Origin of the sequence: Rubritalea marina DSM 17716, from assembly GCF_000378105.1 — a bacterium.
In the GTDB taxonomy this organism is placed as follows: Bacteria; Verrucomicrobiota; Verrucomicrobiia; order Verrucomicrobiales; family Akkermansiaceae; genus Rubritalea; species Rubritalea marina.
The window spans coordinates 56,423-69,026 of sequence record NZ_KB899255.1; the positions used below are offsets into that span (position 1 = coordinate 56,423).

Consider the following 12,604-nt stretch of genomic DNA (forward strand, 5'->3'; position numbering starts at 1 on the left):
TGTTAGCTCGTAGGGTGATTGATTATCCGCAAACGTCACACAGTCTGTCTCGTGCTATCCAGCTATGCTTTAAATTACGCATGATCATGCCACTATCAAACTCTACAGAACCACTTGGAAATTTGTTTGTATCCGAGAAATAGGATGAGAAGCTTTCTTCCAAATGGAGTGGCTCCATATCCCATTCTTTTGTCTGTAGCTCGATAGTATCAAAATCTGAGTCGTTTCCTCTGGGTGACCAACCGATATTACCAGTCTTGAAGAAGTCGGAGACTTCTTGAGTCGAATGGAAAATAGACCCATTTGGGAGTTCTCGTGCGACTTCTCCGCGAATGGACATGATTGGATCGTTATTGCTATCAGTGATCTTTACCGAGTAGTGGCCATTAGCCTGAGCAATATCAAAATGTGCCTTAGAATGGATGCCAGGAAACAATCGCCCCCCAGCTACGGTGTTTAGCCATGAACTGGTATCACGTCTGAGAACGTAGACACCTTCCCCTTGTGACGTTTCAACTGCAATACGGTGTGCGGCGTTGTGGCTGTTTGTTCCTGAAATTGCGGGCATCCCTTTGGGGCGCATTTCTGAGAGGCTTACTTGACAGATACCACCTATGGCGTAGCCGTGAACGATCTTTGGAGTGAATTGAGGCGGTAGTTGTTTGTCCATTATTTCCGGATCGATTCTAAAATTGAGAAGGATTCGGTGGTCAATGATGCCGGTAACTTCTTTTGCCATAGTTTTAGTAAAGATCTTAGGAATGCCTCATCGTCTACCAATGCGGTGGCTAAGGCTTGATTCTAGGTTGTTTTCTCCCTTAGTAGTTTCATTATTTGTTCACTTCGTCTTCGCGTACACTGGCATGAATTGCAGGATGGCGAGAACCGAGAGGATGAAGCCCAAGAGCTGCATGCTTGGGTAGGCTTTGCCAATGAGGAACATGCTCAGCAGCCCTGTCAGCTCGGCGAAGGCGAGGCCAATGATCATCACGGGAAGCTGCGCTGCGAGGCTGCTCTGGCGCGGGAGGATGAACCAACGGATGAAGGAAGCGATGATGATGCCACTCATGCAGATCGCTACCATGCCGCTGGAGACTGGAGAACTGGCCGGCCCTGTGTGGAAGCCCCCCACGATGAATGTCTGAAGGATGAAAAGGCCCGTAAGGATCGCAAACCAGATGATCCAGAGAGTGATGGCGGGCATGGGAGCTTGGGATTGTTGCATGTTGTTATTTGTTAGGTTGAGGCTAGCATAGAGAGATTCGCTCTGATGGAAAGGAAATCTTGAGCGTGCTCGCCTAGCTCCGATTTGTATTTTGGTATTCTTTGCTTATAGTGTTTTCATCTTATGAAGGCATATCTTTTCCTACTCGTTGCGATCCTCGCGGAGATCATTGGTACCTCTGCCCTGAAGGCCTCAGATGGCTTCACCAAGGTCGTGCCCTCATCGATTGTGTTGGTCGCCTTCAGCGTCGCATTTTATTTTTTATCGCTGAGTCTGCGCAGCATCCCAGTCGGGGTGGCCTATGCCATTTGGTCTGGAGTCGGGATTGTCTTAATTTCTATCGTCGGTTGGGTCGTCTTCAAGCAATCACTGGACCTTGCCGCCATGCTGGGTATCGGGCTCATCGTCGCTGGCGTTGTCGTGCTTAATTTCTTTTCCAAAGTGTCGACCCATTAGTCGGCTGCGCTTTTGGATGATCGTCGTAGCGGTACTTTGTTATTGTAATGGTCTTAGAGATGGGTGATTATGTTAGTTGATCGTCTATCTAACTCCCACATTATCTACTATGAGAAATTATACAATTTATGCTGGCTGCTTAGCCTCTGGCCTTATGCTGAGCGCTGTGAATGCTGCAGTTCTGGTAGCTGCCGATGGCCAGGACACGGCCTACACAGTCCTCACCAACGACCTGCTCGAAACTAATCTATCGAATGCGATCGATGCGCTCACGCCGAATGCTGGTGAGAATACAGCTGCAGGTGGTAATGACTTCACGGTGCTAGCCAATGGTGCTTTTGGTGATATTTCTACCGATGGTCGCTTTGAAAGTTACGTGATCCAAGATGGCGTGGTGACCTATGAACTTGATGTTAGTACCAACACGCTGGGCTACGACATTTCCTCCATTATCACATACGCAGGGTGGGCGGACAACAACCGCGGCACTCAAGCCTACACGGTCAGTTACTCCGTTGTTGGCGACTCTGGCTTCACAGACATCACTACGGTCAACAACACTCCCGATCTCTTTACCCAAGAAAGAACCACCATCACTGAAAACAGTACTGGTATTCTAGCAACGGGGGTGGATGCCGTGCGATTTACTTTTGGTACCCAACAGTTCTCCGGTGTGGGTTATAAAGAACTCGATGTGGTGGGCTCCGCCACTGTACCAGAACCAAGTTCTAGCGCCCTCATCGGGCTAGGTTCTCTAGCACTCCTTGCTCGTCGTAAGCGAAGCTAGAGACGGTAGGAAGTAGTAAGTTTTAGCAAACAAAGCCACGCTCGATAAGCGTGGCTTTTGTTGTTTTGTGAGCGTTTGTTAGCGTCAAAAGGCTCTAAAGGAGCCAAAGATACCAGCATGGGGTGAAGCGGGAGCGCCACCCCATGGAATAGATAAAGAAACAGCGAGAGCTGAAGGCTCGACAGATAGGCTAATCCCAAACGTATTTTTCATCCCATTCGATTCCATATTTTCTGAGAATTTTTCGATACTCATCTTGGAATGATTGTTGTCGGTGATGTTCCTCTTGCTTGTCGATGTAGCGAAGCAGAGCATCGAGATCTTTCGGGCTCAGCGAAAACGCTCCGTATCCCCGTTGCCATTGAAACTGTTTCAACGAGTTTGATTGCGACTTGAACCATTTTGAAGAACTAGATTTCAGTTCACGGATCAAGTCTGATACTGCCAAAGTGCGCGATAGCCGAACCGCTATGTGCACATGGTCATCGACCCCACCCACACGATAGCATTCACAATCGTGATGCCTCACGGATTGCGCTAGATAAGCATGTAGAGCCTCGCGATGTTCTGAACAAATCCATGGCCGACGCTCTTTGGTGCTAAAGATTACGTGAAGCAAGTTGTGCGAGAGAGATTGGGGCATTACTCCATCTTATCTCACGAGCTTTCAGCTCTCGATATTTATTTTCACCGGGATCATGGGGTGGCGCTAGCGCTTCACCCCATGCTGGTATCGGCCACACCTTTGGTGTGAGGGGGTAGGCTTGAGCCATGATTGTGTCTGGCATATTAAGTATCCATGATTTCATGCAAAGCTGCGGTTGTCATTAGAGATGTGAATATTGGTGAATTAAATGCTTGAGATGAATTTGTGAAAATAGTTATCTAACAAATAAATTTAATATCGATTCGCAATGCCTAAAAAAATTGAAATAGGAAAGACAAACTTCTCGGACTTGTATCAAATATTAAAGTTAGAAAGTGTTGAAGCATTAGACTCGAAGAAAGCGAGATTATTCCCAAGTGGTAATTCTGAGAATGAGGTCTCGACTACTTCCATTTTCTTAGCCTCATTAAGTGCTATCAAAGAGTACCGTGAGGAGTTATTTGGAGAAATTGGGATTTCTAGGCTTGGCGCAAGAAACGCTCAACTTCACGCTTACACTGAAGTTATTAGTGATACTAAGGAAGACCGTCCTGATGGATTACTTGTGATAACAAGTGGGAAGAATACTCCCATCATAGAGTGGGCTGGATTCGTTGAAGCTAAAGTGAAAGATAACCATCTTGATGCTGAGCAGGTTGAACGGTATTCGAACTTCGCAAGGGAGATAGGAATTAATGATATTATTACTGTTTCTAATCAGCTTAGTTCTAACCCAAAAGAGTCTCCTATTAGTCTGAAGAAAAGAAGTTTTAATCTCTATCATTGGTCATGGACCTATCTTAAGGTGACTGGATCTAGACTTATCCGGACTAATAAAGTGGAGGATGAAGATCATGTATATATTCTTAAAGAGCTCAGGCGCTATTTTGATAATCACAAGAACCTGAGTGGTTATGTCAACATGGGTAAGTATTGGAAAGATTCTGTAAATGCTATTCACGGATACTCTTCAGATCAAAAAATAGAATTTGATTTGTTAAATAAAATCACAGATTCGTATATACAGGAGGAGAAGGATATAAGTTTGCAACTCACAGATCGATCCCAATTCCATGTCGAATTGGTGAATTCTTCCAAAAGACGAGATGAGGTCGAGGAGAGCTTAAATAGTAAGAAATTAATTACATCTGAGTATATGGTGGATAAAGTTCGTAAAAACACTTTCACTATAGAAGTTGATTTCATCCGTCAAAAAGTCACTTGTACGACCACAGTGCAAATTGAGAAGGGAAAGGCAAAAGGGCAGACTTCCACTTTAATTAAGAAGTTTGAGGATATTGGAGCAACCTCTCATATTCTGATTAATGCTGTTTATTTGAGAAACAGATCTAAAGGTAATAATGTGCCGCTCTCTCAATTAATCGATGAACGCACTCAAGATGTGCCATATTCGGTTCTTGAGAAATCATATGGAGACACGGTGAAGCATTTTGAAATTAAAACTGAAGATCTACTTGGAAGGGACTTCCAGAGTGTGAAAAATTTCATCGTGAAATTAGAATCTTCGAGTAAGAGGTTTTTAGAGCAGGTAGTGGCAAATAAATAAGAGAGCTTCCAATTTTCAAACACTTCTAACTCCTCACTTTCCCGTTAGGGCTCCGGCGATGAATGGTGCGGTTTGTGACTTCTTGTATTTGGCGATTTGCTCGGGTTTGCCTTGGGCGACGATGGTGCCGCCTTGGTCGCCGGCTTCTGGTCCCATGTCGATGATGTAGTCGGCTTCGGCCATGATGGCGGTGTGGTGTTCGATGACGACGACGGTGTGGCCTTCATCGACGAGGCGGTGGAGGACGTCGATGAGCTTGACGATGTCGGTCTGGTGGAGGCCGATGGTGGGTTCCTCGATGAGGTAGAGGTTGTTGTGCTGGGGCTTGACGGCGGTGACGGACTTGCGGCCTTTGGTGAGTTCTGCCACGAGTTTGAGGCGCTGGGCTTCGCCGCCTGAGAGGGTGGGTGAGGCTTGGCCGAGCTGGAGGTAGCCGAGGCCGGTGTCTGCGAGTAGGCTGAGGGTGCGTTGCAGTTTTGGATGGTTCTTGAAGAACTCTGCGGCGGTGCTGATGTTCATCTGCAGCACTTCGCCGATGGTCTTGCCTTGGTAGAGGATCTCGAGGGTGGCGCGGTTGTAGCGCATTTGGTCGCAGCTGGTGCAGGGGACCCAGGTGGTGGGGAGGAAGTCCATTTCTAGCTTGATGCGGCCATTGCCTTTACACTCTGGGCACTGGCCCTCGTTGTTGTTGAAGCTGAAGCGCGACGCGGTGTAGCCGCGCATTCTGGCCTCGGGGACTTGGGCGAAGAGTTGGCGGATGGTGTCGAAGATTTTGACGTAGGTGGCTGGGCAGGAGCGCGAGGTTTTGCCGATTGGGCTCTGATCCACCTCAAAGCAATGCTTCAAGGTGTCGAAGTTTTGTGACTTGGCAAAGGTGTCTGAGTTGAGTTGCTTTTTCTTGGCATTGGCAAGCTCGAAGGCGTGCGGCAGGGTGCCGCGCATGAGTGAGGATTTACCACAGCCAGAGACACCAGTGATGGTGGTGAAGCGTCCGATCGGGATGCGCACGTCGATGTCCTTGAGGTTGTTGTAGCTACACTTGCTAAGCTTGAGCCAGGCGTCTTTGTCGCCGACCTTTGGTAGAGCACGTCGCTTGCCGCGCAGCGGGTGCTGGAGCGGGCTGGCGATCGCCTCGAGTGTGGGTGACTCTGGGAAGCTATTGGTCGCGCTGGTCTGGGTGCTCTCAGCACCGGGCAGGTTTGCCACGATGGTGCCTCCATTGACGCCGGCGCCGGGGCCGAGGTCGATGAGCTGGTCGGCGCGCTCGATGGTTTCCTCGTCGTGCTCGACGATGAGCAGGGAATTGCCACGTGAGCGCAGGGTCTCGAGGGTGTCGAGCAACTTGACGTTGTCGCGCGGGTGGAGACCGATGGTGGGCTCATCCAGCACGTAGAGCACGCCGGTGAGGTTCGAGCCAAGCTGGGCGGCGAGGCGGATGCGCTGGGATTCACCACCAGAGAGAGTGTCGGCGGAACGGTCGAGGGAGAGGTAGTTGAGGCCGACTTGTTCGAGGAAGTGCAGGCGCTGCACAATCTCTGGCAGGATGTCGCGGGCGATGATGCCATCGCGGCCTTCAAATTTCCAACCAGAGAGGAGCTCGGCAGCTTCTGTTACTGGGAGTTTGCTGACGTGGGCGATGTTGTGGTCGTGGAGGAAGACGAAGCGAGCATCGCGGTTGATGCGGTCGCCTTGGCAGTCTGGGCAGACTTGCATTTCGCTATCTTCATCATTGGCTGAATGTTGGATTTCCTCGGCAATCTCCGCTTCGGCGGCGGAGTTGAATTCGTTGTCCTTGCCGCGCTTTTTCTTACGTTTCTTCGGCGCGCTGGTGGCAATCATGCCGAAGCCGCGGCAGCTGGGGCACCACCCGCGAGCGGAGTTGAAGGAGAAGTGGTGTGGATCGAGCTCGGGGAACGAGCGCCCTGTAACGGGTGAAACTCTAGCGGTTGAGTAGGTTTCTAGGGCCCAATCGCCAGCTGCGCCCTCGACTGCTGTGCCGCACTGGCCTTTGCCCAAGCGCAGGGCTTGGTCGAGCTGCTCGTCGTCCGGCAACACCCCATCGCTGATGACGGCAAAAATATCGTGTTCTTTGTAGCGTGCGAGCGCCTGGAAGTCGGCGGTGGCGGTGAGTGTGCCATCGACTAATAATTGTTCGATGCCCTTGCGACCGGCGGCCTCGGCGACGTCGGTGTGGAAGCCTTTGCGGCCGCGAATCAATGGGGCGAGTAGGAGCCTGCGTTGCTTCGGCTTATGGCTTTCCTTGAGTTGCTCAAGAATGGCGTCGGAGGTCTGTGAGACCACGGGCTCGCCGGAGTCTGGGCAGTATTGGGTGCCAAGCTTGGCGTAGAGTAGGCGGAGGAAGTGGAAGATCTCGGTGACGGTGCCGACGGTGGATTTGCCGCCGCCGCGCGAGACCCGTTGCTCGATTGCCACTGTCGGTGGGAGGCCCTCGATCTTGTCGATCTCCGGTTTTTCGAGTTGTCCAGCGAACTGGCGAGCGTAGGGGGACATCGAGTCGAGGAAGCGACGCTGTCCTTCGGCAAAGATGATGTCGAAGGCTAGAGTGGATTTTCCTGAGCCTGAGAGGCCGGTTAGGACGACCATGGAATCGCGAGGGATGGAGAGGTCGATGTCCTTCAGGTTGTGCTCGCGTGCTCCACTAATGACGATGTTGTTAGAATGTGTTGGAGCCACTTTATAGCTTTCTTCGTCCTCTGCGACTTTGAGCGAAGTTTGGTTCAATCCGATGGCGTCCTCTTCTGCGAGTAGAGCCTTGGCAGTCTCGGTGTCGGATTTAAGGATTTGCTCAGGGGTGCCAGCGAAGGTGACTTGGCCGCCCTCTGAGCCCGCCTGTGGGCCCATTTCGATGAGGTGGTCGGCGTTGCGAATGACGTCGAGGTTGTGCTCGATCACCAAGAGAGAGTGGCCGGCATTGACGAGTGACTGGAACACGCCGAGAAGGCGTTCGATGTCGCGGAAGTGGAGTCCAGTGGTAGGTTCATCGAGGATGAGAAGCTTGCCCTGCGCTTCGACTTTACCGGTTTTGCTGAGCAGGCTGCAGAGTTTGATGCGCTGGGACTCACCACCTGATAGAGTATTGAGTGGCTGGCCGAGTCTGAGGTAGCCAAGGCCCACGTGGACCAGTGGTTGGAGTGTGGTGAGGACCTTGTTACAGAGGTTTTTTTCCTTACCTTTCGGTGCGTCATCGGCGGGTTTGAAGAAGGCGATCGCCTCGTTGATGGTGAAGTTGAGCACATCGGCGATCGATTTACCGCGCAGCTTGTAGTTGAGAGCGGCGTTGTGGTAGCGCTTGCCATCGCATTCTGGACAGGTGATGAAGAGGTCGCTCAGGAATTGCATCTCGACTTTTTCAAAGCCATTACCCCAGCAGCGGTTACAGCGTCCCTCGCCGGAGTTGAAGGAAAAGTATCCGGCTTTCTTGCCTGCGGCGTAGGCGTCCTCGCTGAGGGCGAAGAGCTCACGAATGGCATCGAAGGCGCCGGCGTAGACTGCCGGTGTGGAGCGCGGGGTCTTGGCTAGTGGGGATTGGTCGACGCGCTCGACACCGCTGATGTAGTCGGCGCCGGTGATTGATTTGATGAAGGCGGGGTCTTCGTCCTGCGGAATGAGGAAGGTTTTGAGTAAATTGCGGTAGATGACCTCATTGGCCATGGTGGATTTCCCTGAGCCTGAGACGCCGGTGAGGCAGGTGAAGCTGCCGATCGGGATCTTGATGTCTTGGTTAGAAATGTTGTGTTGGTGGGCACCTTTGATGATGAGGTGGCGCTTGGCCTTGCGGCGCTTCTTCGGCTGTTGGATTTTGCTAGAACCTGTGAGGTAGGGAAGGGTGCAGGACTCTGGGTTCTGTTTGAGGGTTTCCTCCGCTGCGGTTTGGGTCGCCGGGATCGGCCCTTGGTAGGAGATATTGCCACCGTGTTCGCCGGCTTCTGGCCCCATGTCGATGAGGTGGTCGGCGTGTTTCATGACTGCTTCTTCGTGCTCGACGACGACGACGGTGTTTCCTTTGTCGCGCAGCTGGTGCATGATTTTGACGAGGCGATGGATGTCGCGTGCGTGGAGGCCTACGGTGGGTTCATCTAGGACGAAGAGCGTGTTGGTGAGAGCAGCGCCTAGGCAGGTGGTGAGGTTGACACGCTCGATTTCGCCGCCAGAGAGGGTGCGTGCTGGGCGGTCGAGCGTGAGGTAGGAAAGTCCTACGTCGCAGAGATAGCCGAGGCGGCTGGTGATCTCGCTCAGGGCGTGTTTGAGGGAGTTTGACTGCTCCAATAAGTGTGAAGTGTGGAGTGAGGAGTGCGAAGTTTTGAGCTCGTCGAACCATTCTTTTAGCTCGCCTAGGGTGAGTTGCCAGAGATCGGGGAGCGATTTGTCATTGATTTTGAAGCAAGATGCCTCGGGCTTGAGGCGGGTGCCATTGCAGCTCTGGCAAGTGGTGTAGGCGCGGTAGCGCGAGAGGAAGACACGCACGTGCATTTTGTATGCCTTGCTTTCCATCCAGTCGAAGAAGCCTCGGACGCCGTACCATTTCCCTTGTTTCCAGAGCTTGTCGGCATTGCCTTTTTCGCCCTGCAGTACCCAGTCGCGGTCTTTTTGTGGCATGAGGTGCCAGGGTGTGTCGAGCGAGACGCTGCGCTCGTGCGCGGCGGTGATGAGGTCGCTTTTGCACTCGGCACCGCGCTCGCTTTCGAATGGTTTGATCACGCCTTCACGGATGGTGAGAGTCGGGTCTTGGATTGCCTTGTGCAGGTCGATGCCGATGACGCGACCAAAGCCACGGCATTCCGGGCAGGCACCGAGTGGGGAATTGAATGAGAACAGCGAGCTGCTAGGAGCGGGAAGTGAGAACCCGGTCTCTGGATTGTCCCACTTGTTGGAAAATTCTTTGATCTGCCCCTGATGGTGCTGCACCGAGCAATGGCCTTTGCCGAGGTGGAGCGCGGCCTCTAAGGCCTCGCTGAGGCGCTTTTGGTTGGAGGCGGTGACTTTGATGCGATCCTGGATAATGGTTGCTGAGGTGGCCCCCCAAGCACCGTCATCGGGGGCGTCGTCGGTTCGCATCACGGCTCCGTCGCGCAGGAGGCGGAGGTAGCCTTGTTGGTTGAGAAAGCTGGTGACCTCGGCGCTGGTTGCTTGTTCAGAGATCTGGATTGGGAAGAGAACGAGGATGTTTTCTCCTTCGCAATGCTCGAGCACCCAGCGGCTGATGGATTCTACGGTGTCGGGCTGGATTTGCTCGCCTGTCTCTGGGTCATAGGCGCTGGCGAGGAGTGGGTAGAGTGTCTTGAGAAAGTCGTTGAGCTCGGTCAGCGAGCCCACGGTCGAGCGCGTGGTGCGGATGCTATTCTTTTGCTCGATGGCGATTGCCGGCGGGATGTTGTCGATGTGGTCGACCACCGGCTTGTCCATGCGGTCGAGGAATTGGCGCACGTAGGGTGAGAAGGTCTCGACATAGCGGCGCTGCCCTTCGGCGTAGAGGGTGTGGAAGGCGAGGGAGGATTTGCCGGACCCTGAGGGGCCAGTGATCACGGTGAGCTGGTTGCTCGGGATTTTAAGGTCTAGGTTCTTGAGGTTGTGTTGCCGGGCCCCCTGGATGTTGATCGACGTTTTTTCCACGACGGAAGCTTAAGCGGGTATCATCTCAGTGTTAAGTTTTATGTGCGATGATTTTAAGGATATTCCTGAGAAGGTTTTCTTAAATGGGGAAGAGGCGCAAGACTGCTATATGGAATATCAAATCTAAAATTAAAAATACGTGCTGAGTTTTTGTTAGTGGAATTTTTTTTATCCCCAATTGAAGGTGTGAAGCAAAGTTGATCTTTAATGTTCAAATGACTATGTAATCCTAACACTGATAGGCATTGCAGCTTGCTTCATACTAAATATTAAACCAATCATATTGCACGCGAAGCACAACATGTGGTATTGTGAATAATTTGTTTATGCTATATGGGCAAAACTACGTTGACCAATTCTACTGCTAATCATAGTATGGTGATGTCCCGAGGGGAATAAACGAAAACCGCCTGACGTTGCAGCGTCAGGCGGTTTTAAAACATGTTTGTTATCTTCTTGAGGACATATAGTCCCGTACTAGGAAGAAGTATAAATACTGTAAACAAGCATACTGTGTATATGTATGAATACAGTGGGCTTCATCCCGGGTCAATTAAATTAAACCTGAGAACATCTACATGACAATTCAAGGAGATGGATACCCAGAAAATAGACCAGGATATAGGAAGGTATTCCGTAGATGGATTACCTGCCCTAAGACAGGTCGACGCATTTATCCTAAAGGTAAATGCTTTGTGTTTTGGGTTCCTGTAGAAGAAGATCCAAGATCGTAAACTAAGAGACATACTTCTTAATCACTCAAGTCACTCGTGTACACAGCGAGTGGCTTTTTTACTATCTACTCAGCCGCAGGTGGCTACAAATACGGAGAGAGGAGGCGAGCGGCGCCGTCGCGGAGCTTGACGAGGAGGGGGCGCTGGTAGAGCTGTTGGAGGGAGACCTCTTTGGAGCGCTCTAGCTTGGCCTCGGCAATCTTGAGGAGTTGGGTGGCGAGGGTGACGTCGTAGCATTCGAGGTTGTACTCGAAGTTGAGGCGCATGCTTCGGGCGTCCCAGTTGGTGGAGCCGATGAGTGACCAGATGCCATCGACGATCATGAGTTTGGTATGGTCGAAGGGGGCGGGGCTGACGCGGATGTTGCAGCCTTTTTTGATGAGGTGGCTGAGCTGCGGGGTGGCTGCCCAGTCCATGATACGGATGTTATTTTCCTCTGGTAGGAGGATGTCGACTTGGACGCCGCGCATGGCGCAGACGGCGAGTGCATCGAGGATGGAGTCGGAGGGGAGGAAGTAGGGGGTGATGATGGTGACGCGCTTTTGGGCGACGGCGAGTGCGCCGAGGATGATTTCGACGATTTTATCGAGGTCTTCATCGGGGCCATCGGGGACTCCCCGGCTGAAGACGGAGCCTTTGCGTTCGAGTTTGGGGAACCAATCTTTGCCCTTGAGTGCTTCGTCGGTGGTGAAGCCCCAGTCGATGGCGAAGGCTTCTTGGAGCTCGGCGACGACGGGGCCTTCTATTTTGAAGTGGAGGCAGGCTACCGGGAAGTCTGGATCGAGCTTGAGGCAATGGCCTTCGCGGATGTTGGTGCCTCCGGTGAAGCCGGTTGTGCCATCGACGACGAGGATTTTGCGGTGGTTTCGCAGGTTGGCAAAGACCATGGCAGCGGGATTGCGCGAGGGTAGGAATTCTGCGACGGTGACGCCAGCGGCGCGGAGGCGACTGACCATGCTGGGCTTGGAGTATCGCGCACCTACGCCGTCGATGAGGACGCGAACGATGATGCCGCGATCGTGGGCCTTTTTGAGGGCGGTGAGGAATTGTTCACCTGCGCGGTCACTGTCGAAGATGTAGCTATTGAGAGCCACGCTGACATTGGCCTCATCGATGGCGCGGATCATTTCGGGGTATGCTTCGTCGCCATTGATGAGGGGGGTGACTGCATTGCCAATGAAGAGAGATTTGCCCGTGAGCTTGGTGCCGAGCGAGACTAGGCCGGTGAAGTTTGCGTGATCGACTTGCGCTTGGTGGATGCGTTGGTGGTCTTGTGCATTGGGTTGGAGTTCACTATCGTGGTGCCAGCTGGTGGAGAGCCCGAGTGAGACCCCTTTGCGTTGGATGCGGTTGATCCCAAACATGAGGTAGGCGGCGGAGCCTAGGAAGGGGGAGAGCCAGGCGATGCCGATCCATGAGATGGAGGAAAGTGTCTCTTTTTTGCGCAAGAGCACGTGCACAGTGACCGCGCTAGCTCCTAGCACATGGATGCATGTGGCGAGGAATGGCCAGAGCGCTGCGAGTAATTGTTGGGCCTGGGTAACAATTTCCAAAACTA

Annotated in this window: 8 protein-coding genes; 3 read left to right on the top strand and 5 right to left on the bottom strand. The window is 52.3% G+C overall.

Annotated elements, in window-relative coordinates; genetic code table 11:
• Positions 1-22: 22 nt before the first annotated feature.
• Positions 23-739, bottom strand: a complete 717-nt coding sequence (locus F454_RS0108465; RefSeq protein WP_018970217.1) for a DUF2071 domain-containing protein — start codon at positions 737-739, stop codon at positions 23-25.
• Between the two features lie 99 nt (positions 740-838).
• Positions 839-1,225 carry a hypothetical protein gene (locus F454_RS0108470; protein ID WP_018970218.1) on the bottom strand — a complete coding sequence of 129 codons (387 nt, stop codon included), beginning with the start codon at positions 1,223-1,225 and terminating at the stop codon, positions 839-841.
• Between the two features lie 123 nt (positions 1,226-1,348).
• Here F454_RS0108470 and F454_RS0108475 point away from each other — a divergent pair, with 123 nt between their 5' ends.
• Entirely contained in the window at positions 1,349-1,681 is a 333-nt protein-coding gene (locus F454_RS0108475; RefSeq protein WP_018970219.1) for a DMT family transporter, read from the top strand.
• A gap of 109 nt (positions 1,682-1,790) precedes the next feature.
• Positions 1,791-2,468 carry a PEP-CTERM sorting domain-containing protein gene (locus F454_RS0108480; RefSeq protein WP_083912945.1) on the top strand — a complete coding sequence of 226 codons (678 nt, stop codon included), beginning with the start codon at positions 1,791-1,793 and terminating at the stop codon, positions 2,466-2,468.
• A 190-nt stretch (positions 2,469-2,658) separates the two neighbouring features.
• Here F454_RS0108480 and tnpA read toward each other — a convergent pair whose 3' ends face one another.
• Entirely contained in the window at positions 2,659-3,111 is a 453-nt protein-coding gene (tnpA, locus tag F454_RS0108485; RefSeq protein ID WP_018970221.1) for an IS200/IS605 family transposase, read from the bottom strand.
• Positions 3,112-3,382: 271 nt separating this feature from the next.
• Here tnpA and F454_RS0108490 point away from each other — a divergent pair, with 271 nt between their 5' ends.
• Positions 3,383-4,681, top strand: coding sequence for a hypothetical protein (locus tag F454_RS0108490; RefSeq protein WP_018970222.1), 1,299 nt, complete (start codon positions 3,383-3,385; stop codon positions 4,679-4,681).
• Between the two features lie 33 nt (positions 4,682-4,714).
• Here the strand turns inward: F454_RS0108490 and uvrA are convergent, their stop codons facing one another.
• Together uvrA and F454_RS0108505 are read right to left on the bottom strand one after the other, a co-directional pair.
• Positions 4,715-10,312, bottom strand: a complete 5,598-nt coding sequence (gene uvrA, locus F454_RS0108495) for an excinuclease ABC subunit UvrA (RefSeq protein ID WP_018970223.1) — start codon at positions 10,310-10,312, stop codon at positions 4,715-4,717.
• A gap of 817 nt (positions 10,313-11,129) precedes the next feature.
• On the bottom strand, positions 11,130-12,599 hold the full coding sequence (locus tag F454_RS0108505) for a phospholipase D-like domain-containing protein (protein WP_018970224.1): 1,470 nt from the start codon (positions 12,597-12,599) through the stop codon (positions 11,130-11,132).
• Positions 12,600-12,604: the final 5 nt, after the last annotated feature.